This window comes from Paenibacillus sp. S-38, from assembly GCF_049942825.1.
Taxonomy (GTDB): Bacteria; Bacillota; Bacilli; order Paenibacillales; family NBRC-103111; genus Paenibacillus_G.
The window spans coordinates 6,819,150-6,840,924 of record NZ_CP187970.1 but is presented as its reverse complement, the minus strand read 5'-3'; the positions used below and the strand labels follow the sequence as shown (position 1 = coordinate 6,840,924).

Genomic DNA, 21,775 nt, shown 5'->3' with positions numbered 1-21,775 from the left:
ATGAAGGTCAAAGCAATGCTCGTGGATGACGAGATTCATATCGTACGGAACTTGGAGAAAATCATTCCCTGGGAAAGCCTCGGCATTGAGATCATCGCTACGGCCGGTAACGGCGCGAGGGCGCTGGAGCTGGCCGAGGAGCTGAAGCCCGACCTCATCCTCTCGGACATCCGGATGCCCGTCATGGACGGCATCGAGCTCCTGAAGCAGCTGCGGGCGTCCGGCTATGCGGGCGAGATTCTCATGCTGACCGGCTTCCAGGAATTCGACTATGCCCGGTCCGCCGTCAAATACGGGGCCAGGGAATATATCCTGAAGCCGATCGATTACGAAGAGCTGGAGAACATTCTCCAGAGCCTGGCGGCGGAGATCCAATCGGTGAAGCTCAGCCGGATGAAGGATATGGCGAAGTGGCGCGAGCTCTCCGAGCTGGCTTACGAGAAGATCCTGCTCGATCTGCTCATGGACTATACTTCGTTCCCGCTGCACCGGCTGCAGGAGGAAGAGGACCGCGTCTGGCTTAATCAGAGATACTGGATGCTCCTGGTCGACCTCGACGATTATTCGCAGATGATCCGGCAGGACGAGCGGGAGCGCAAGCTGGTCCACTTTGCGGTGCGCAATGTGCTGCAGGAGGCGCTGCGCTCGGAGCTCGTGGAATACGCCGTGCTGCTGACCCGGGAGGGGGAGTGGTGTCTGCTCATCCCGCTGCCGCAGACGGCCCGTGACCCGGCGGCCCCGCTGGAAGCCTGGTCGAAGGAAGTGCAGGAGGCGGTCCGGCGCTACGTGAAGCTGTCGGTGAGCGTAGGCGTCTATCCGTCGCCCGTCTCGGCCGAAGGGCTGGCGGATGCGTATAAGAAGCTGCAGCGCAGCCTGCAGCTTGCGCTGCAGAAGCAGGCAGTTGTGCTGCACAGGGAGGTGCCGGAGGCGGACACGCAGGGCCAGTCGTTCTGGAGCCTCGCGGACCGGCTGGCGGCGGGACTCACCCAGGGCGATTCCCCCAAGGTGGACGCGGCGCTGGAGGAGCTCGGCCGGCTGCTCAAGGAGCACGGGATGCGCGCCGAGCAGATGCTGCACTTCCTGAACCTGCATCTGCTGCGGGAGATGCGGGCGATCGGGCTGCTCGATTCGCTGCAGGAGCAGCGGGTCATGGGCGAGCTCGAGCGCAGCATGAGCATCAAGGAGCTGATGGACTGCGTGCTCCTGCTTGTGCGCGAGTGCATGCAGACCGGGCAGGCCCGGCGCAAGTCGCCGGAGGTGCTGATGGCCACCGCCCGCGAGTATATTCAGAAGGGACTCTCCCGGGATCTTGGGCTCGAGGAGCTGGCCCAGCACCTCGGCATCTCCAACTCCTACTTCTCCCTGCTGTTCAAGCAGCATCACGGAGAGACCTTCCTCGAGTACGTCACGCGGGAGCGGATGGAGCTGGCGAAGAGCCTGCTGCTTACCAGCGATAAGAGCGTTACGCAGATCGGCAAGCTGGCGGGGTATGCGGAGCGGCGCTATTTTACCAAGGTATTCCATAAGTACGAAGGCATGACGCCATCGGAATTCCGGGACCGGAGCAAGCCCGGTGCCTGCGAGAGGGAGAAGGAGGAGGAGGAGGCTTATGATGGAGCGCAGTAAACTCAGTTTGAAGCAAAAGATCGGCCAGCTGCTCATGTGCGGGTTTCCCGGGCTGGAACCGACCCCGGAGATTGAGGAGCTGGTCCGGGACGGCTGGATCGGAGGCATTATCTATTTCCGGCGCAACCTGGCGGAGCCGGCCCAAGCGGCCGCCTTGTCTGCGAAGCTGCAGAGCTTTGCGGCCGAAGGCAGCGGGGTGCCGCTGCTCATCGCCGTCGATCAGGAAGGCGGGATGGTTACCCGCATCGAGAAGGGCGTGAGCGTCATGCCGGGGGCGATGGCGCTCGGGGCGACCGGCGACGCGGATGCCGCGTACGAAGCGGCCAAAGTAACGGCTGCCGAGCTGCTGGCGATGGGCATCAACATGAACTTCGCCCCGGTGCTTGACGTGAACAACAACCCGCTGAATCCGGTGATCGGCGTCCGCTCCTATGGCGGGGACCCCGAGCTGGTGGCGCGGCTGGGTACCGCGGCCGTGCGGGGGTACCAGGAGACGGGCGTCGCCGCCACGGTCAAGCACTTCCCTGGCCACGGCGACACCTCACAGGATTCGCACCACGAGCTGCCGACGGTGCCGCATGACCGCGAGCGGCTCGACCGGCTGGAGCTGGTGCCGTTCCGCGAAGCCGTCCGGCAGGGCGTGGATGCCGTGATGACGGCGCACCTGCTCTTCCCGGCGGTGGAGCCGGAGCCGCTGCCGGCTACGCTGTCGCCGCGCGTGCTGACCGGGCTCCTGCGGGAGGAGCTCGGCTACGGGGGCGTCATCGTCACCGACTGCCTCGAGATGAACGCCATCGCCGGGCATTACGGCGTGGCGGAGGGGGCGGTGCTCGCCGTGGAGGCCGGCGCGGACCTCGTGCTCGTCTCGCACCGCATCGAGCTGCAGCGGGCGGCGCTGGACGCGCTGACCGCAGCCGTAGAGAGCGGCCGCCTCAGCGAAGAGCGGATCGACCGCTCGGTCGACCGGCTGCTCGCGCTGAAGGCGCGGCGGGCGGTGCAGGCGGCCGCAGGGACGGCGCCGGCGGTGACCGGCCGCACGCTGGCCACCCCGGCGTCCCAGGCCCTCGCCGAGCGGATCGGCGAAGCCAGCGTGACGCTCGTGGCCGGCGAGCTGCAGCCGCTGGAACGCGGCCGTAACGTGCTCGTCGTCTGGCCGGAGGTGCGGGTCGGCTCCGAGGTTGACGAGGTGCTCGGCCGCAAGGAGTCGCTCGGCCACTGGCTCGCGCAGCTGGGCTTCGTTGTGCGCGAGGAGCGGATCGGCATCCGGCCGACCGAGGAGGAACGGCAGCGCGTGCTGAAGCTGGCCCGCCAGGGCGGCCAGGCGGTGGCGGTCAGCTACAACGCGGCGTTCGAGCCCGAGCAGGCGGCGCTGATCCGCGATTTAGCGGAGCTGCCGGGCCTGCGGCTCACGGCGGCGTCCGTGCGCATCCCCTCGGACCTGGCGGTCCTCGGCCCCGTGCCGGTCTACCTTGCCTGCTACGAGAACACCCCGTTCGCGATGAAGGCGCTTGCGCGGGTGCTGGGAGGGGAGCTTCTGCCGGCCGGCGTGCTGCCGGCTCCGATTCTGTAACACACGCTTTTCATTCTCACCACACTCGAATCAACCGTGTTCCCTTTCCGTCGTAGCGGAAGGCGGGATACGGTTGATTTTGCGCGGGGCAGCGGGCTCCCGCCATCACCCAATTGTTGGCATTCCGGTCCACTTACCCAGTCCCCCGGCGGGCGCAGCGACATACGCTAATGTATAGACAAGTAGGCACTGCGCCGCGCGTGAGGCTGCGGATGCGGGCCAAAAGGCCAATTAGAAGGGAAAGGATCGAGATGAAGAGGACCAAACATGCCGCCTCCCGCAGGCGCCCCGGTATCAGCGCATCCGCCGTCAAAGGGCCGCAGCGGCCCCGCAGGAAAGCTCCATCGGGGGCTGCTGCGAAGCCCTCGCGTCCCCGGTTTGCCGCCCCCGAAGTGGAGGGCTTCCACAGCCCGTTCGGCCCCGGATTTCCGTTCAGCTATGGAGAGCCGGCCGGTTACGGGAACCGGTCCGGGTCCGGCAAGAAAGGCGTGGGAATCAAGGAAGCGGGGGAAGAGCAGGGAGCCGCTGCAGAACAGGCGGCGGACCGCGGACCGTCCGCCTTCGGGGGAGGGGACTGGTTCAGCCAGATGGGCGGGCTGGACGGTCTTCTGAATACGATGGGGAAAGTACAGAAGATGTACAATATCTTCAAGCAGTTCGGGCCGATCTTCAAGCTGTTCGGCGGCTTCGGGGGACTGGGGGGCTTCGGCGGTCTGGGCGGACCGGTGAAGACGGCCTCCGTACGTGTGCACCCGAGGAAGAAGGCGGTCGGGCGCGGGGCCGGACCGCGGCGCCGGCCATGACGGGTTCACGGTCCCGCTCCGGGACGAAAAGCATCCCCTATCTGGCGCTCGGAGACTCGCTGACCGCAGGCGTCGGGGCCTTCGGCAGCGTCGGCTTCGTGCGGGCCTACGGGGGGCTCGCCGGGGAAGCGCTGGGCCGCCCGGTAGAGACCGAAGTGATAGGCATCCCCGGAGCCACGACGGGGGAGCTGAGGATGCTGCTGGAGCGCAGCCCGGAGCTCCGCGGCATGGCCCGGGCGGCGCAGCTCCTGACGCTGACGGCGGGAGGCAATAACCTCATCGATGCGGCCAAAAGGTTCGCCGCCGACCGGGATCCGGGCCGGCTGGCGGCGGCGCTGGAGCGGTGCCACGAGGACTATGCCGCCCTGCTGCAGACGCTGCGGAGGCTGAAGTCCGACGGCTCCGGCCCCTATGCCGTCCGGGCGGCGCTGCTCTACAACCCCCTGCCCGGGGTGCCGGAGGCCGCCGACTGGGTGAAGCGGTGCAACCGGCTGCTCGGCAGTCTGGCGGGAGGCAGCGTGAAGTTCGCGCCCCTCTACGGGGTGTTCGAGGGCCGCGAGCGGGAGCTGTTGTCGGCCGACGGCATTCACCCGAATGCCGCAGGCTACCGCATGATCGCCGGCCAGCTGCACCGGCAGGGCTATGGGCCGCTGGCATAACGGCAGCGATGGTTTCGCTCGCTCTACGCGCTGTATGAGGGCGCGCGGCCGGCATTGCCGCTCGCCGGGCTGCATCCATCCGAATCCCGCGGTTGCCGGGCAACCTCGCACCCTGCGCAGGCCGGCGCGTGATTCCGTGGCGTCTGCCCGGCCGGCAGGGGCTATAGGGGCCGGCTGCGGGCCCGCCGCAGAAGGTCGAATCGGCGTGCCTTCCACCCAGTAAAGCCAAACAAGCTGCCTCTGCGGCAGGCCCTGATTAACGGGCGCCGCGGAGGCAGCTTGTTCTGTTTTGGAAGGGCACCGTCTTGCGTCCGCCATGAGTTACAGTGGAACGGTGACCATTTGCTTTTCCTTATAGTACACCCATTCGCGGAAGCCGATCTCCTTGAGCCGGGCGGCCACCTCGTCCCAGTCGTCCCCGACCCTCTCCGGCTTGTGGGCGTCGGAGCCGAAGGTGACCTTCACGCCGAAATGCAGCGCGCGCTCCAGGATGGCGTCGATCGGATACCAGCCGCCGCAGTCCTTCGTCTTGCCGGAGGTATTGATCTCGATGGCGATGCCGCACTCGCCGATCGACTTCAGCGTCTTGTCGACGGCTTCGGTCTGGATATCGGAGAACGCGGGGTAGAAGCCGCGCATGGCATCGATGTGCCCGAGGATCTGGAACATGCCGCTGCGCGCAGACTGCTCGATAAGGTCGTAGTAGAGCTCTTTTTGCTCCACCTTCTGCTTTTCCGTGAGGCCGTTCCAGCGCTTCTTGTTGAAGATGCTGACGCCGCCGGACAGGTGCACTGAGCCGATGATGTAGTCGAACGGATACTGGTCATACACCTTGCGGTATACGTCCGCATGCTCCGGGAAGAAGTCCGATTCCACGCCGAGCAGCACGTCGATCCGTCCGGCATACTCGGCCTTAAGCTTCAGCACTTCCTCGATGTAGCGGGCGAATTCGCTCTTCGCCATGGCAATGCCCGGCTGCTCCCGGTCCTTCTTGCTCGCAAAGTAAGGGGAATGGTCCGAGATGCCGATGACCTGCAGGCCATTCTTGATCCCGGCTTCGACATAGTCGCGGATCGTGCCGATGGCATGACCGCAGCGTTCATGATGGGTATGCAAATCGAATTTCATGATCTTCTCCTCACTCCGAACCTATGAATTGAATTTCCTGCATGCCTTTGAGATCGAGCAAAAACTGGTTCAGCGCCGAGCTCAGGTACCGGCCCGACTTGTAAACCACACCGACGGGGTGGGATATCTCGAGCTCGTTGACCTTGATCATCTTGAGGGTGCCAAGACGCAGCTCGCTTTGGATCGAGAGCTTGGAGATGATGGCGGCGCCGAGGTTAAGCTCGACCATCCGCTTCACTTCCTCGCTGGACGACAGCTCCATGACCACCTGGGGCGTGATGTACAGCTGCTTGAGGATCTGGTCGACAAAGCGCCGGCCTGCGGTCTCCGGTGACAGCATGATCAGGGGCAGGTCGTGCAGCCGCTCGATCGGCACATGGCTGTATTTGGCCAGGGGATGGTCCGGCGACACGACCAGCTCGAACGTATCGTAGTAGAGGACCGAGCTCTCCAGCGCGGGATGCTTGTCGAACAGGTAGGTGATCCCAAGGTCGATCGTTCCGTTCTCGACGCTCTGCATGATCTGCGAGGTCGTCATCGAATGGATCGTGGTCTTGATCAGCGGGAACTGGTTCTGAAAGTAGGACAGGACCCGCGGCAGAATCTGAATGGCGATGGACGTCGTGGTGCCCAGGTCGATATGTCCCTGGGGCGTCTGGTTAAGGTCGGCCAGCCGCTGCTTGAGATCCTCCACCGTCTGTAAGATGAGCTCCGCATGCTCCAGGAAGACCTGGCCGCTGTCGGTCAGCGTCACAGGCTGGTTGCGGTCGATCAGGGTCGTCTTGAACTCGTCCTCAAGACTCTTAATCTGGGCGGATACGGCAGGCTGGGTTAGATTCAGCAGCTCGCCCGCTTTGCGGAAGCTCATGGTTTTGGAGATCGTTATTAGGGTTTCCAATTGATTGAGATTCACGTCGTTCCTCCTCTCCCAAGGCATGAACGTGCACGCTGACAACGTATTCATAAATAACGGAATTTTATCGGCTATGTATTTAATATAAATACAATTTGTCGCACAATTCCATTATAAGATACTTCTGGCCATAGGGCAAACTACGAACTAACCTGCATTAGGCAGAATCACAGAGGAATTCGCTCTTGAAGTATACTCAAATTTGAGTATACTAAACAAGTGCCGCTTATCCGGTATTACGGCCACAGGCTCTGACGGCCAAGCGGTTTGCATGACCCCACTAAGTAAACCATACATAGGAGTGATCTCGTTTGTCCCAACCTGTCAACGCTTCCTCTCCGAGGAAATCCAACATTCCGTGGACCGTGGCCGGCCTTATGCTGGGCCTTCTGCTCGCTTCCCTGGACCAGACGATCGTCTCCACGGCGATGCCGACGATTGTAGGCCTGCTCGGCGGTCTGGAGTACTACGTCTGGGTGTTCTCGGCGTACCTGATCGCCAATGTCGTGTCGATGCCGATCTTCGGCAAGCTCGGCGACATGTACGGGCGCAAGCTGTTCTTCCTGATCGGCCTCGTCGTCTTCATGGCCGGGTCCGCCTTGTGCGGCACTTCGTCCACGATGACCGAGCTCATCATCTACCGGGCGGTGCAGGGCATCGGCGGCGGCGCACTGATGCCGATTACCTTCGCCATCGTCTTCGATATCTTCCCGCCGGAGAAGCGGGGGAAGATGCAGGGGCTCTTCGGCGCCGTGTTCGGCATCTCGAGCGTCCTTGGACCGCTGGCCGGAGCGTATTTTACCGATAACGTGGATTGGACGTGGATTTTCTACATCAATCTGCCGCTCGGCATCGTCTCGCTGATTCTCATCTGGATGTTCTACCATCCGGTGCTTCCAAGCAATCCAAACCAGAAGATCGACTGGCTTGGCACGGTTGTCTTCGCCGTCTCCGCCCTCTCGCTCATGTTCGGGCTGGAGCTTGGAGGCAAGGAGTATGACTGGCTGTCGCCGCAGATTCTGGGTCTCTTCGCTATAGCTGTTGTGTTCTTCCTGCTCTTCTTGTATGCCGAGCTCCGGGCCTCGGCGCCGATCATCCCGCTGGATCTGTTCGGCAACCGCGTCTTCACCGCGAGCATGGGAGCGAGCTTCTTCTACGGGGCGATTATGATGGCGGGAGCCACTTATATCCCGCTGTTCGTGCAGGGCGTGTTCCAAGGCTCGGCGACCAGTGCGGGCCTCGTCCTCACCCCGATGATGCTGGGAGTCGTGGCGAGCAGCGCAATTGGCGGCCGCTTCATCTCCCGCCTGCCTTACCGCAATATTATGATGGGGTCGGCGGTCCTTCTCCTGCTGGCCACGATCCTGCTCAGCATGATCACCGTGGATACGCCGCGCTGGCTCATTACCGTGTACATGATTCTGATGGGTCTTGGCATCGGCACCGGGTTCCCGGTTACTTCCGTGTCCTCGATCCACGGCGTCCCGTTCCATTACCGCGGCATCGTCACGTCGCTCGTCTCGTTCTTCCGGTCGATCGGCTCGGCCGTAGGCCTGACCGTTCTTGGCAGCCTGCAGGCTTCGGCGCTGCAGAAGCGGCTCGCGGAATCCATGCCGGATGCGGGCGGGCAGACGCCGGCGGATCCACAGGTGCTCCTCTCGCCGGAATTTCAGGCCCAGGTGCCGAAGCCGGTGCTGGAGAAGCTCATCGCAGGTATGGCCGACTCCATTGCTTACGTGTTCCAGATCTCGATCATAATGGCGGCGATCGCCATTATTTTCATCCTGCTGATGGGACGGGCCAGACTGGAGATTCCGGCCGGAGGCAGAGAAGACAGACCGTCTCCCCAGGGCCACTAGGGGGGAACGGGCATGTCGATGAAGCTCGTGATTCTGGGCCTGCTCATGGAAGGGGACAGCCATCCGTACGAGATGCGCCAGAAGATGAAGGAGAGGGCGATGCTCAACTACATCAAGATGCAGGAAGGCTCCCTCTACTATGCGATCGATACGCTTCATAAATCGGGCCATGTGGACGCGGCGGAGGTGATCAGCGAAGCCGGCCGCCCGGACCGGACGGTGTACCGGATTACCGAGTCGGGGAGGGACCTCTTCCGGGGGCTGCTCCTGGAGCAGTTCGAGGATCCGAAGGCGGTGTTCCACCCGATGTATGCCGCCCTGATGTTCGCACGCCACGGGGATCAGGAGCGGATTGCCGGGATCCTCGAAGCCAAAGCGGAGGAACAGCGCTGCATTGTAAGGCATCTGCAGGAAATTTACGAGGAGCATATTCCGCAGGTGTCCCGCGGCGTGCTGTATATCATGAAGGGCCGCCTTGAGCATGCGGAGACGGAGCTCCGCTGGATGGAGCGCCTGCTGGCCGACTGCAGAGCCGGGCGGCTCGGCGAGAGAGGCTCGGCCCTGGATTGAGCGTCACTGGACTGAACGCCAATGGATCGAATGGCACTGTGTCGCACGTCACTTGAATCAACGTCACTCTGGATGAGACGCTGCCATGAATGCGGCCCGTGATTTTCCGGGAACCGGGCATAACGTATATTCGGGCATAACGTATATTAATGAAGCGAAAAAAGAAGCAGAGGAGGTCCCTTCGGACTGCCTCTGCTTCTTCTATTGGTTTCGTATCACCTGCAATCGATAAATCGTCAGGTGCGGTGGAGGGGGCCACCGTCAGCACAATGCCGGCACTGCAGCCGCGAAAAAATGGGGAGGTGCAGCAGCCAAAGGTCCAAGCATTGTGCCGACGCTTGCGTACGTCACATTCAGCCCACAGAAGCTTGGCGGAGGGTTCCAGCGCTATTCGGCCGCCGCCTCTTCCCGGCTCTTGGAGCGGTTTGAGACGGAGACCCGGCCAAGAAACGGGGTGAGCAGCGCGCCGAGCACCACAAAGGCAAGACCCGCCCAGAACACCGCATGCAGGGAAGAAACCAGCGAAGTCTTGATCACCGGGACGATGCTTCCGAGCAGAGCGGGCGGAAACTGGGCCAGGGATTCCGGGCTGAGCAGGGCGGAGTAAAGCGCCTGCGGGTTCGTATGCACCATATGGGTGATGGATTCTTCCAGCCCGGCCGCCTCCGCCGGCAGGCCGTGCAGCAGCGGCAGCAGATTGGCCGACAGCAGCGTGTCCGACCGGCTGTTCATGACGACACCAAGCAGCGTCATGCCGAAGGTACCGCCGATCTGCCGGAAGAACGTGCTCGAAGAGGTGACCACGCCAAGCTCCGACTTCGGGAAGTGCTCCTGAAGGGTCAGGGTCAGCAGCGGCATGACAAGGCCCATGCCAAGACCAATGACAAGCATGATGCCGCTGGCATAGAGCTTCGTCGTGTTGACGCCGAGCGTGGTCAGCAGGAGGAAGCCGCCGGCCATGATGATCATGCCGGCCGTCATCTGGGGCCGGACGCCGACCTTGAGCACAAGCTGGCCGCCGGCAATGCTCGCGAGAATCATGCTGAGCATCATCGGGGTCATCACGGTGCCCGAAGCGGAGGCGCTGATCCCGACGATCCCCTGCATGAACAGGGGAACGAACATGATGGCGCCGAACATGCCGATGCTCATGAGAAAACCGATGGCGTTCACGATGGAGAAGGTCCGGTCGCGGAAGAGGCGGACCGGCAGGATCGGCTCGGGGGTCGTCGACTCGATCCTCACGAAGACGGTTAGCGCGGCAAAGGACAACACGAATAGGCCGATGATCTGCCACGAACCCCAGGCGTATTGTCCGCCGCCGAAGCTCAAGGCGAGCAGAAGAGAGACGACGCCCACGATCATGGCCGCCATGCCGGCGATATCAAACCGGACGGGGCCGGCTGACTTATGGCTTTGGAGACCCAGCGCGATCAGCACCGAGCCGAGCATGAAGATTAGGAGGCCGGTCACGTACACGGATTTGCGGCCGAGCAGGTCGGCAAGCTTGCCGGCGATCGGGACAACGATCGTTGAAGTGAGCATGTAGGCGGTGGTGAGCCAGGTCATCAGGCTGAGCCCGCCTAGCTCGCCGACGATGCGCGGCATGGCTGTGCCGACAATCGTGCCCTCGAGGGCCGAGAACAGCATGGCGATGAGCAGGCCGGCAATGAGCAGCCAGGACCCGCCGGGGGCGCTGGAGGAGCCGGACCCGTCTCCGGTAGTTAAACCTCCCCCGGCAGAGGAAGCTTCTTCTGAGCGGGTTTCCTCATCAGGCAGCCCGAGGAGAGGTTTCTTTAAGGATTTGGATTGAGCCACGAGGATACGCCTCCCATAGGAATGATCTCCATTTAGAATGGCCTGAGGATGGAGGGGTGTTCCGTGGAAAATCCTGTGGAAACATCACACATGAGAAGGTGGGGCCAAGAAGGAGAACGCTCGCGTCTCAGCGATCGATTGTTCATCTGCCTCAAAGGGAAAAAATCCGGCCTTCCGCAGTCCCTGGGTTCAAGACTTTCGAGGAGGCCGGGAACGCCCGGCGCCAAACACCCCGATGGGGACTGGAGTGTTCACATACCGGCACTATTGCCTCCCGTCACCCAGCCGGGAGGCCGCATAGGCCTTCATGGCGTCCCGCCAATACTCGGCGAGGCGGGGGTGGAACGCTTCATACAGCTTGCGGAAGTCGGGGTGATCCGTATAGAGGTCGCCAAGTCCCGCATACATCTCCCCGGAGGGCGTATAGAAGCGGGAGATGACGCCGAAGTGATCCGCCACCACCTCCTGGGCTTCCGGGCCCTCCGGAGCCAGTTCGCTCTCCAGCACGGCCGTCATCCGCCGGTTCAATTGGGCATACTCGGCGTTTACCCGGTCGTAGTCCTCTTTTGTCCACTCCTTCCTCCGCTCCCTACTTTCCTCGATATGCTTTTCCGCCTGCTTCCCGTACCTTTCTATGATCTCGCGCTCGTACTGCTTCTGCTTGCTTCGGTCGAAGCCTTCGTACAGTTCATCGCTGTTCATGGTCCGCTCTCCCTTCAGTCTGCCGATCGTCTGATCGATCGTGTTCATTAGCGTGTGGAGACGTTCGGCCCGAAGGGCGAGCAGGCGTTTGTGCTCCTCCAGCGCCCCGATCCGGTCGAATGAGTCGCTGCCAAGCAGGCCGCGGATCTCCTCCAGCGGAAAATCGAGCTCCCGGAAGAAGAGGATCTGCTGCAGCCGGAGCAGCTCTTCCTCCCCGTAATAGCGGTAGCCGTTCGCTTCGTCCCGGTGCGGGATCAGCAGGCCGATCTCGTCATAATAGTGCAGGGTCCGCACGCTGACGCCGGATGCCTGCGCCACTTCTTTGACCGTATGCTTCATGCGTTTTCGCCTCCTCAGCAACCAAGATAAGCTATCACGCCCCGTGAGAGTCAATGGGGTGTGCAGCGGATTTTTGCCTTGAACCGGAACCGGACTCTTCATTGGTTTTCATCTTACTATAATGGCGGGAGGGCAAGCGAACGGGGATTTGTATATGTTGGTAATTCGGCTGTGCTTTGCTATGATGAGAGAACGAACATACATTCCAGATCGGGGAGGATGCAGACATGCAGGCCAATGACAAAAAGCGGATAGAAGGGCTGCACCCGGTGCTGTCCTCCTGGTTCCTTACGCGCTTCGGCGGGGGGACGGACGTGCAGCTGCAGGCCCTGGGTCCGCTGCAGGAGGGCAGGCATGTGCTGATCGCCGCACCAACGGGTTCGGGCAAAACGCTGGCGGCACTCCTGCCGTGTCTGGACCGGATCGTGAAGGACAAGGAGGCGGAGGGGAAGGCGGCGCCCAAGGTCCGCCTGCTCTACATTACGCCGCTGAAGGCGCTGAACAATGACGTCCATCATCATGTGATGGGTTATATTCCGGAGCTTGCGGCGGAGGCCGTGCGGCTGGGTCTCCCCTGGCCCGGACTGAGTGCCGCCGTGCGCACCGGCGACACGACGCAGAGGGCGCGGGCGGCGATGCTGCGGCAGCCGCCGGATGTGCTGGTGACGACGCCGGAGTCGCTGTACATCCTGCTCACTTCGGCGAAAGGCAAGGCGATGCTGAAGGACGTCCGGCATCTCATCGTCGATGAGATCCATGACCTCGCGGGCGGCGACCGGGGCATGCATCTCTCCGTCACCCTGGAGCGGCTGACGGCGCTCTGCGGAAGAACGCCGCAGCGGATCGGCGTGTCCGCGACGCAGAACCCGATCGGCCGGGTGGCGCAGTATCTCGGCGGCTGGGAGAGCGGCGGGGACGGAGCGGGGCAAGGGGCGGAACGCCCGAGGCCCGTTCACATCATCGAGAGCCGGATGGACAAGGTCTTCCGTCTCTCCGTCACGATGCCGGAGCAGGCGCCGGTGACCCAGGACCGGCAGGAGGCCCTGTGGGCGCCGCTTACGGAGCGGATCCTGAAGCTGATGGAGGGCGCCCGCTCCGTGCTCGTCTTCACGAACAACCGGCGTCTCTGCGAGCGGCTGACCCTGCGGCTCAACGACCATGTCGGCTATGAGCTGGCCCGCTCGCACCACGGCAGCGTGTCCCGGGAGCAGCGCCTGGAAGTGGAGCGCGCGCTCAAAGCCGGCGAGCTGCGCTGTCTTGTCGCGACCTCGTCGCTCGAGCTCGGCATCGATGTGGGGCACATCGACCTCGTGCTGCAGATCGACTCGCCGAAGAGCGCCGCATCGGGCATCCAGCGGATCGGACGGGCCGGCCACGGCGTGGGCGACGAGAGCCGGGGGATCATCGTGGCCCGCAGCCGCAGCCTGCTGGCGGAATGCGCAGTCCTGGCCGCCAAGGTGAGCCGGCGCGAGATCGAAGAGATCCGGATTCCGCGGCTTGCGCTGGGCGTACTATGCCAGCAGGTCACCGCCATGGTGGCCGGCGGGGTCTGGACCGTCGACGAAGTCTTCGCCGTGCTGCGGCGCAGCGATTCGTATCATGAGCTGCCGAGGGAGCGGTTCGAGTCGGTGCTCGAGGTGCTTTCCGGCTACTATCCGTTCGTGAAGCCGCTGCTCGACTGGAACCGGGAGAGCGGGGAGCTCACCCCCCGCAGTGTGACGGCGATGGCGGCGATCATGGGGGCGGGCACGATCCCGCAGGGCTCCGCTTATCCCGTGCATCACGCGGACTCCCGCATCCATATCGGCGAGCTAGATGAAGAGTATATCCATGAGAGCCGGGTGGGGGATGTGTTCCAGCTGGGGACCTCCTCCTGGAAAATCCAGCGGATCGCCGGCGACCGCGTCTATGTGACGGAGGCTGGGGAAGCCTTCAGCGAGATTCCCTTCTGGCGGGGCGAGGGGCAGGGCCGCTCCCTCGAGCTGTCGCTGTCGATCGGCCGCTTCCTGGAGGAGCTGGGGCAGAGGCTGGACCGCGGGGAGACGGAACCCGGAACGGTGGAATGGCTTGGGGCGGCCTATACTCTGGATGCGCGAAGCGCCGGGGAGCTGATCGGTCTTGTCAAGTCGCAGAGGGCCGTCTCCATGCTGCCTACCCATCGGCGCATCGTGGCCGAACGGTTCCAGGATGAGATGAAGCAGCATCATCTCATCATCCACAGCCCTTTCGGGCGCCGGCTGAACCGCACGTGGCAGCTGGCCCTGCAGCAGCTGTTCGAGAGCCGGCTGCCTTATCGGCTCCACGCCCATTCCCGGGACAACGGCATCCAGTTCGTCTGGCCGGACGTCGGCGGGACGGCGATGGAGGCCGTGCTGCCGCTCGTACGGAGCGTCACTTCCGGGAATGTCATCGGCATGCTGCGCCAGGCGGTGCCCGGCTCTCCCCTGTTCGGCTCGGTGTTCCGCCGGCTGGCTGAGACGTCGCTGCTTCTGCCGCGGAGCTTCAAGCGGATGCCGGCATGGAAGAAGCGGATGCGCAGCGAATCGCTTCTGCGGGAAGCGCTGCCTTATGCGGAGCGGTTTCCTTTTGTCAGCGAGGCGATGAGGATCTGTCTGGAGGAAGAACTGGACGCCGAAGGGCTGCAGCTTGTGCTGCGGGATATCGAAGAAGGGCGCGCGGCGTGGGAAACGTGCGAGAATGCGTTCCCGTCGCCCTTCGCGGCTGCCTTCCTGGCGGACTTCGCGGGTGCGCAGATCTATGAATCCGATGTCGTGTCGCGGGACCTCCAGCTGCAGCTGATGGGGCTTGACCGGACACTGGCCGGCACGCTCTTCGGCGAGAGCGCCGTGCAGGCGCTGCTGACGGAGGAGGGCCCCGGCGGATCCGCGTCTGCAGAGGCGCTGGACGCGGAGGAACCCGGCGAGCTGCTGCGCTACCTGAAGCGGCGGGGGGACCGCAGCGTCGGCGAGATCGCGGCCGATGCCGGCGGCGCGGGGGAGGCGGGCGTGGCCTCGGCCCTCGCCGCGCTGGAGGCGCAGGGCCGGGCGGCGAAGGTCCCCCTCGCCGGGGAGCAGCGCTGGATCGCGGCCGAGGAGGCGCAGACCTACGCGCGCCTCGCGGACGATCCGCTGGCGCTGCGGTTCGTACTCGCCCGCTGCGTCGACGGCAGCGCCGAGCCCTTCACCGTGCGCGGCCTGGCCGCCCGCTACGGCATCAAGCCGGCGGCAGCGGCGGAGGCGGTGTCCGTCTGGGCGGAGGAGGGGCGGATCGAGCCCGCCCCGGGAGCCGCATCGGACGGCGAGCCGTCTGCGTGGGTGTCGCGCGAGGCGCAGTCCCGCCGCATCCGGCAGGCCGTGCATGCGATGCGCAGCAGGGCCGAGCCGGCCCCCGGCGAGCGGTATCTCGCGCGGCTGCTGAAGCTGCAGCATGTGCGCCCGGACTGCCGCCTGAGCGGCGAAGAGGGGCTGCGCGAGGTGATCGGGCGCCTGCAGGGCTGCTTCCTGCCCCTCTCCGAATGGGAGGGGACGGTGTTCCCACTGCGGCTGACGGACTACCGCAAGGAAACCCTCGACGGGCTCTGCGCCGCCGGCGAGGTGCTCTGGATCGGCCGCAGGGAGCCGAAGCAGAAGGAGGGGCGGGTGGCCTTTTTCCTCACGGAGGCGGAAGAGCTGTACGCCCCCCTGCTCGCCGCGCGGCCGCAGGGCGGGGAGGCGCCACCGCTGCTTGAGGTGCTGCGGCGGCGGGGCGCTTCCTTCGTCACTGCGCTGGCCCGGGAGACCGACCGGCTTCCCTCCGAGGTGACGGACGAGCTCATCGCCCTGGCCTGGGAAGGGCTCGTGTCGAGCGACCAGTTCGCCCCGCTGCGGCAGCATGGCAGCGGGGGAACGCGGCCGGCGGCCGCCAAGGCCAAGCCGCTGCGGACAGCCGGGCGCATCCCCTCGCCGCCGGGGCGCTGGTACGCGCTGGAGGCGCCGAGCGAGCCGGACCTGCGCGCCTCGCTGGCGGCTTGGGTGAAAGGGCTGCTGGCCGGCTGGGGCCTGCTCACCCGGGACCTGGTGAAGGCTCAGCTGCCGTGGGGCTGGGATGCCGTATACGGCACCCTGCGCCAGCTGGAGAGCTGGGGGATGCTCACGCGCGGTCTCTGGGTGCAGGACATTCCGGCCATGCAGTATGCGGCCGCCGATACGGTCGAGAGTTTGCGCCGGCCGGATCCGGAGAGCGGCGCAGGGCAGGGCGTGCTCCTGCTGCCGGCGACCGACCCCGCGAATCCGTTCGGCCTGACCGTCCGCTGGCCCGCCGTGAAGGGCATCACCTTCGCCCGCAAGAGCGGCTGCGATCTGCTGCTCCACGGAGACCGGTGGCTGATCTGGTGCGAGGGCGGCGGCCGCCGGATTCATACGCTTCCCCGCGAGGACGGCTTCGCTCCGGGTGAGGAGGAGTTCGGGGCCGTGGTGAGAGGGCTGGCGGCGGCTTACCTCCGCCGTCCCGGCGTGCGCAAGCTCGTCATCGAGACGTGGGACGGCGTGCCGGTTCTGGAGCATCCGGCGGCAGGTCCCCTCCGGGAGCTGGGAGCAGAGACCGACAGGGCCGCTCTTGTCGTGTGGCCGAGCATGGTGCGGTAACCTGGCGCGGGGCGACTTCCTGTGCATTTCCCTTGGGACCAAGCGCCTGCCTGGGGTGCCTGGGGAAGCCTTTTTCTACCGGGCCCCGGCTGCTCCGCCATGAAACCATAATTTAGGAGGACAGCCTCCCCTCCAGCGGGTAAGTAAAAATATGGACATCCAGTGCATACACTCTTCTATACGCTTCTATAGACAGCTCCCGGGTCGGGGAAGAAAGGGTGATAGGCATGAGGCAAGGGCAAGGGGGAAGGCTGCTCCTGGCGGCCATTCTGTTCGTATCCGCGGTGGCGGGATGCGCACCGAACAATGACACAGCGGTGAAGCAGGCAGAGGAAGCGGCGGGCCAAACGGCAGGTCCGGTGGACGGCAGCAAGGCCTGGTATCCTACGGTTGATGAAGCGGTGAAGGCGGGACTTGCGGCGGAGGAGGGGCGGCTGCTCTCCGTGGAGAAGGACGAAGCGGAAACCTTCGTCTTCTTCATGGCCCGGACGGGCGGGGCTGATGGGGCGCTTGGGGTGGCCAGCATTACCAAAGGGGAGCAGGGGTACCGATGGTACAGGGGGGAGGCTTACCACGCTTCGCAGTCGGTGGACGTTCCCTATGATTCCATGAGCTTCGCTGTCAAAGCGGAGAGCGGACACACGATCAAGGTGTATTCGGGCCGGGTGTACGACGCTTCCATCCGCAAGATGAACCTGCTGGAGAATGGCGTGCTGCTGCAGGCCAAAGAGATCGCCGATCCGAAATCCGGCCTCTATTATTTCATGGTGGAACGGAGAAAAGCACCCATGGAGAGCGGCGCCTTCGAAGTGAAACCTGCCAAATAGCCTTGGTGAAGACGGATGCCGGCTGAGGCCTGGGGGCATGCGTCAGGAGGCAAGCACGCATGCAGTCCGGCAGCCGGCAGCTCGGCTGTGCATTTGCGGGAAAAGATGCAGCCCCGGGCCTATGGCTTCACGGGAAGCCAGCGCAGCGGAATCGGCTGCTTGCCGCCAAGCGCAAGCTCGACGAGGCCGATCCGCAGCAGGCAGCGCAGCCTCGGGCCTGTTACCAGGGGAACATGGCCGGGGCTCACCGGCCAAGCGGAATGGTGAGGCCTTTGAAGCCAGCACAGCGGCATCTGGCTGACGCAGGGGAGCCCGCATTTTTCCGCCGCCAAGCCGGAGACGGCCGCAGGCTACTGCGGCGTCTTCCGGCTTTCTTCGATTCTGCGCGGCAGTTCTTCTTCCATCCAGCGCTTGAGATCGGGGGCGGTAATGCGGCCGGCCAGCTCATTGATCCGTACATTGACCGTCTGGGGGACGGAAACCCCGGTGCTCAGCCAGCTGTCCTTGGCCGGAATGGCGATCCGGTCGACCGCATTCGTGAGGGTGAGGACCGTTCCGTCGGCCGTTTCCATCACGAGCTGTTCAGGTCCACCGGAAGGCAGGGGCTGCCGGCTCAAGCCGCCCTGCAGGGTGCCGATGGAGAGCCAGTACACAATCCGCGCGATTTCCAGACGGTTCTTGTCATCGTCCGGCAGATTCAGGTCTACCGGGGATCCCGTGCCTTCTTCTTCGCCGCCCGGAAGTATCCGGGCGGCCGTAATCTCCTCCGCCATGGGAAAGATCCCGGCTTCGGGGCCGGCCGGGCGGTCGGCCATCACGGCGGCCAGGAACAGAGCCGCGGCCAGCAGAACGGACAGCGGCAGCAGAAGCTTATTCATAGGGGGCGATCCTCCGTCCGGAGCTTGATTAAGGGAAGCAGGTATTTTTTCGATTCCTTACAAGTATGAACCAGAGGGGGCGCGGTCAAGCGGGGGCGGGCGAGATTTTTTGGAGGAAAGGGGAAAGGCATGACAAGGGTGATGCTGGTGATCGAAACGACGGATGCGGAGGGCGCATCGCGCTGGTATTCGGATATCTTGGAGTGGGACCGGGTGGATTCGAGTTCCGAGGAAGGGTGGGTGCTGCTTCGGATGTCCGGCGGAGGCCATGTCCTGCTCGCGGGCAGGGGAGCAGGGGAACAGGCGCCCGGCCGTTGGGCCGCGTTCGCAGCAAAACGTCTGAAGCCGGGAGAACGGCTGTACCTGTCCCATCCCGAGGGAGAAGAGGGCGCATTGAATCGGCTGGAGGCTCGGCTGCAGGCGGCGGGTGCGGAGTACACGGACGAATCCGAGCCGGGCTGCTGGCGCTCTCTGGCCGTGGACCTTCCTGACGGAGGAATCGCGGTATATTGGCAGGAGCTGTTTCCTCGGGAGGAAGCGATTCGGGCGATGTTCGCCGACGGCCCCGGACGCCTGGAATCGGTGCTGTCGGGACTGAATGACCGAGAACTGGATTGGAGCCTGTCCGCGGGCTCCTGGAGCATCCGGCAGCAGGTGCTGCATCTGGTGGATCTGGAGCTCGCCGCACTGCATAAGCTCAAATTCGCGCTCGCTTCCCCCAAGGCAGGCCGCAAATACGTAAGTCCCCCGTTTCATCAAGACGAATGGGCCGAAGGGATGGGCTATGGAGAGCGGCCGGTGGCGGCTGAGGTGCAGCTGTTCCGCCAAGTCCGCGAGCATGTGCTGTCCATCTGCAGGCATGTGCCGGGGGCAATGGGGCGTTTCGTGATCACGAAGGACGGCCGTGAAGAGAGCGCCGGCCGCCTCATGAAACAGATGGCCGGTCACGTGAACGTCCACCTGCGCCGGATTGCGGAGATCCGTTCGCTGCACGGGCATCCACCGGAGGAGTGGAGCTGATCGCGGCAGGAGCGCTCTGCCAGCAGAGCCAAGCCCATGCGCCGGCCGACAAGGCACCAATAGCGCTGCTTGTGGAACGACAGGCCATGGAACGGCAGCCCATGAAAAAAGCCGGCATCCGCCGGCCCTGCTGCTGTTTTTACCGCCTAGTGTTAAACAGATGCCCGAAGCATCCGCAGCGATGGGTTCTTGCGGCTGCCCCCGTCAGCCCCCTCAAAAGCCGCAGAGTGAGTTCTCCATGACTCCTGCGGGCAGGTTTATCCATACTTGCATAAGCTGCTGCGTGGACAGCGGAACGTGCTGCCCAGCGCAGCCGTCTAACCGATCCGCTCCGCGAGCTCCATCAGGTGCCGGCATACGAGCTCGGGCTGGACACCGCTGCGGGCAATCTGTTCGCCGACGTTATCCTCTGTCGCGAGACCGGTCAGCACAAGCGCGGTGCGGCAGCCCGCATCGACTCCGCCGCGGATGTCCGTGCCGAGATTATCGCCCACCGCCCAGATCTCTTCCGGCGGGAGGCCGAGCCGCTCAACGGCGTAGCGCATAATAACCGGCGAAGGCTTGCCGATCACCATCGGCGGGGTCTCGCTGGAGCGCTCGATAGCGGCTCCGATCGAACCGGCTCCCGGCGTCAGCTCGCCGTTCCAGGGCAGCAGGTGGTCGGGGTTGGTCAGTACAGACAGGGCGCCGCGGCGGATGTGGCGCACGGCAGCCAGCAGCTTGCCGTAGCTGAAGCTCCGGTCGATTCCCTGTACGACGGCAGCGGCCGTGTCCAGCTGTCCGGCTTCATCCGCGGAGATCGCTTCGAATCCCGCTTCCGTGAGCGCCTGGCGGAGTCCCTCTTCGCCGATATACAGGACCGGGCCCTGGGGAAGGGCGGCATCCTTCAGATACAGGGCGGCTGCCTGGGAGGAAGTCAGCACCTCCTGTGCCACAGCGTCAATTCCGGTCTGCCTCAGGTGGTGTGCCACCTGCTCCGGTGTCCGGGACGAGTTATTCGTTACATAGACATACGGGTATCTGCGCTCCTTCAGCCAACCGATAAATTCGGCCGCGTAAGGAATCGGGTGATCCCCGTGATACAGTGTTCCATCCAAATCCAGCAAAAAGCCCGGCATGGTCTCATCCTCTCTAACCGTGTACATGCAAGTCAGTGACAGTATACCCTCCGCTTCTCCTTCCGGGCAAGTCGTGGCGATGCCTCAGGTATCCCCTTATTCCGAATAAAAAGGCAGCCGCCCCCAATAAAAGGTGTTTAACCCTTATCCAGAGGATTACAGGTTATTATAATGAAATCAAAACAGAAAATGGGTTCGTGCCTTGGATCGAATGGAGTTCCCCCAGAAATCTTATTTAGCTACTGCGCTGCCGAAGCATGTGGGTTCACAGGTTATCCTCTGCACCAATGATAAAAACCTGCATGGCCGGCTGTGTCTGGTCAATGAGAGTACGGCGGTGATCGACTCCTGCGGCCGGGAGATTCGCGTCAGCCTCTCTTCGATTCATGCCGTATCCTTGTCGCATCCGCTTCCTCTACGGGACAGCCGGTAAGAGGGGCGTGCTTAACGGAGTTGCACTTGCCGGCGCCTTGCCCGTGTCATCTACCCCTGTCCAGGGTAAAGCTGCGGTAACACGCACTGGAGGCCGAACCTATAACGGTTCACGGTGGTACAGAAATTCAAGCGGCCTTCCGGCGATGAGGTTTGAATGGCCGTCCCCGGCGGGGAACCCTGCAGCTTGGGCGGCCAAAGCCCGGGACCCAGGAAATGGGGGGAGAGCAAGGCCCCAGCTCCGGACAAGCGGGCCGCAGAGACCGTGGCCCGGACGACGGGTGAAGACGGCACTGACAGGAGCGCAGTGGATGGACAAGCAGCTCAAAGTGGAGGGGATGACGGCTCCCCATGCTTTCGCGCCTCAGCGTCAGTTACAGTCCAGAAAGCCGCCTTCGCCACTGGTGTTTCCACATCTCGCAGAGAAATTGACGTACAGGCTCCCTGCATCCGGGGAGTAATAAAAGGAGTCTCCTCCAAAGCCGTATACAGCAGGGCATTGGCATACGGCAGCTCTTTGCACGTAATGGTGGTGTATTTGCGGAAGGCTCCGGCCGGTTGGAGAACACGCACCAACATCATCACCCGAAACACATCTGCCTGGAGGGATCAGGCGGGTGGAAAATGAAATAGAGGAACCCAGATACGTTATTTGCTCCAGCGCAGGTGTCAAATCGTGATTAGAGGAACTGAGGTACGCTATTTCGCTTTGGGAGGGGGCTTTTCGAGGATTCAGAGACCGATAAGTGATCTGAGTTCCGCTAATCGTCGGGAAATGATGGGAAATCTTCGGATAAGGCATCCTGGTTCCGTTATTTTCAAAATCCAAGAGAACTGCAGCCCGAGGGGCCCCTCAGAAAAGTAAGAGAGAGGTGCAGCTTCCCCTAATCT

At 63.6% G+C, this 21,775-nt stretch carries 17 protein-coding genes and 1 pseudogene; 10 read left to right on the top strand and 8 right to left on the bottom strand.

What is annotated here, in order from left to right; translation table 11 throughout:
* The 4 genes from ACP26L_RS29840 (at position 1) to ACP26L_RS29825 (ending at position 4,658) form a co-directional block, all read left to right on the top strand.
* Positions 1 to 1,626, top strand: a complete 1,626-nt coding sequence (locus ACP26L_RS29840; RefSeq protein WP_426448967.1) for a response regulator transcription factor — start codon at positions 1 to 3, stop codon at positions 1,624 to 1,626.
* Positions 1,613 to 3,196, top strand: a complete 1,584-nt coding sequence (nagZ, locus tag ACP26L_RS29835) for a beta-N-acetylhexosaminidase (protein WP_426455155.1) — start codon at positions 1,613 to 1,615, stop codon at positions 3,194 to 3,196. Before ACP26L_RS29840 ends, nagZ begins: the two co-directional genes overlap by 14 nt.
* Positions 3,197 to 3,447: 251 nt before the next feature.
* On the top strand, positions 3,448 to 3,999 hold the full coding sequence (locus tag ACP26L_RS29830; protein ID WP_426448965.1) for a hypothetical protein: 552 nt from the start codon (positions 3,448 to 3,450) through the stop codon (positions 3,997 to 3,999).
* Positions 3,996 to 4,658 (top strand): GDSL-type esterase/lipase family protein, encoded by a 663-nt coding sequence (locus ACP26L_RS29825; protein WP_426448963.1) that lies wholly within the window; start codon positions 3,996 to 3,998, stop codon positions 4,656 to 4,658. The genes ACP26L_RS29830 and ACP26L_RS29825 overlap by 4 nt, the downstream gene beginning before the upstream one ends.
* A 321-nt stretch (positions 4,659 to 4,979) precedes the next feature.
* Here ACP26L_RS29825 and ACP26L_RS29820 read toward each other — a convergent pair whose 3' ends face one another.
* Positions 4,980 to 5,786, bottom strand: coding sequence for a histidinol-phosphatase (locus ACP26L_RS29820; protein ID WP_426448961.1), 807 nt, complete (start codon positions 5,784 to 5,786; stop codon positions 4,980 to 4,982).
* A 10-nt stretch (positions 5,787 to 5,796) separates the two neighbouring features.
* On the bottom strand, positions 5,797 to 6,699 hold the full coding sequence (locus ACP26L_RS29815; RefSeq protein ID WP_426448959.1) for a LysR family transcriptional regulator: 903 nt from the start codon (positions 6,697 to 6,699) through the stop codon (positions 5,797 to 5,799).
* Between the two features lie 377 nt (positions 6,700 to 7,076).
* On the opposite strand from ACP26L_RS29815, the gene ACP26L_RS29810 reads away from it, so the two are divergent.
* Positions 7,077 to 8,558: an MDR family MFS transporter gene (locus tag ACP26L_RS29810; protein WP_426455153.1), complete on the top strand. Its 1,482-nt coding sequence runs from the start codon at positions 7,077 to 7,079 to the stop codon at positions 8,556 to 8,558.
* A 12-nt stretch (positions 8,559 to 8,570) separates the two neighbouring features.
* On the top strand, positions 8,571 to 9,128 hold the full coding sequence (locus ACP26L_RS29805) for a PadR family transcriptional regulator (RefSeq protein WP_426448957.1): 558 nt from the start codon (positions 8,571 to 8,573) through the stop codon (positions 9,126 to 9,128).
* A gap of 387 nt (positions 9,129 to 9,515) precedes the next feature.
* On the opposite strand, the gene ACP26L_RS29800 is transcribed toward ACP26L_RS29805, so the two are convergent.
* Complete coding sequence (locus tag ACP26L_RS29800; protein WP_426455152.1) at positions 9,516 to 10,778, bottom strand: MFS transporter; 1,263 nt, start codon at positions 10,776 to 10,778, stop codon at positions 9,516 to 9,518.
* Positions 10,779 to 11,210: 432 nt separating this feature from the next.
* Entirely contained in the window at positions 11,211 to 11,987 is a 777-nt protein-coding gene (locus tag ACP26L_RS29795; protein ID WP_426448955.1) for a MerR family transcriptional regulator, read from the bottom strand.
* 227 nt (positions 11,988 to 12,214) lie between these two features.
* Between ACP26L_RS29795 and ACP26L_RS29790 the strand changes: the two are divergent.
* From ACP26L_RS29790 to ACP26L_RS29780, 3 genes and pseudogenes are all read left to right on the top strand, one after another.
* A pseudogene (locus tag ACP26L_RS29790) lies at positions 12,215 to 15,634 on the top strand (DEAD/DEAH box helicase); the annotation flags it as partial.
* 150 nt (positions 15,635 to 15,784) lie between these two features.
* Positions 15,785 to 16,609 carry an Lhr family helicase gene (locus ACP26L_RS29785; protein ID WP_426455151.1) on the top strand — a complete coding sequence of 275 codons (825 nt, stop codon included), beginning with the start codon at positions 15,785 to 15,787 and terminating at the stop codon, positions 16,607 to 16,609.
* Between the two features lie 227 nt (positions 16,610 to 16,836).
* Entirely contained in the window at positions 16,837 to 17,436 is a 600-nt protein-coding gene (locus tag ACP26L_RS29780; RefSeq protein ID WP_426448954.1) for a hypothetical protein, read from the top strand.
* Positions 17,437 to 17,555: 119 nt separating this feature from the next.
* On the opposite strand, the gene ACP26L_RS29775 is transcribed toward ACP26L_RS29780, so the two are convergent.
* Together ACP26L_RS29775 and ACP26L_RS29770 are read right to left on the bottom strand one after the other, a co-directional pair.
* Positions 17,556 to 17,684, bottom strand: coding sequence for a hypothetical protein (locus ACP26L_RS29775; RefSeq protein ID WP_426448952.1), 129 nt, complete (start codon positions 17,682 to 17,684; stop codon positions 17,556 to 17,558).
* Between the two features lie 102 nt (positions 17,685 to 17,786).
* Positions 17,787 to 18,314, bottom strand: coding sequence for a hypothetical protein (locus tag ACP26L_RS29770; protein WP_426448950.1), 528 nt, complete (start codon positions 18,312 to 18,314; stop codon positions 17,787 to 17,789).
* Between the two features lie 129 nt (positions 18,315 to 18,443).
* On the opposite strand from ACP26L_RS29770, the gene ACP26L_RS29765 reads away from it, so the two are divergent.
* Positions 18,444 to 19,334, top strand: a complete 891-nt coding sequence (locus tag ACP26L_RS29765; protein ID WP_426448948.1) for a DinB family protein — start codon at positions 18,444 to 18,446, stop codon at positions 19,332 to 19,334.
* 317 nt (positions 19,335 to 19,651) lie between these two features.
* Here ACP26L_RS29765 and ACP26L_RS29760 read toward each other — a convergent pair whose 3' ends face one another.
* Together ACP26L_RS29760 and ACP26L_RS29755 are read right to left on the bottom strand one after the other, a co-directional pair.
* On the bottom strand, positions 19,652 to 20,452 hold the full coding sequence (locus ACP26L_RS29760; RefSeq protein ID WP_426455150.1) for an HAD-IIA family hydrolase: 801 nt from the start codon (positions 20,450 to 20,452) through the stop codon (positions 19,652 to 19,654).
* A gap of 265 nt (positions 20,453 to 20,717) precedes the next feature.
* Positions 20,718 to 20,840 (bottom strand): hypothetical protein, encoded by a 123-nt coding sequence (locus ACP26L_RS29755; protein ID WP_426448946.1) that lies wholly within the window; start codon positions 20,838 to 20,840, stop codon positions 20,718 to 20,720.
* Positions 20,841 to 21,775 lie beyond the last annotated feature (935 nt).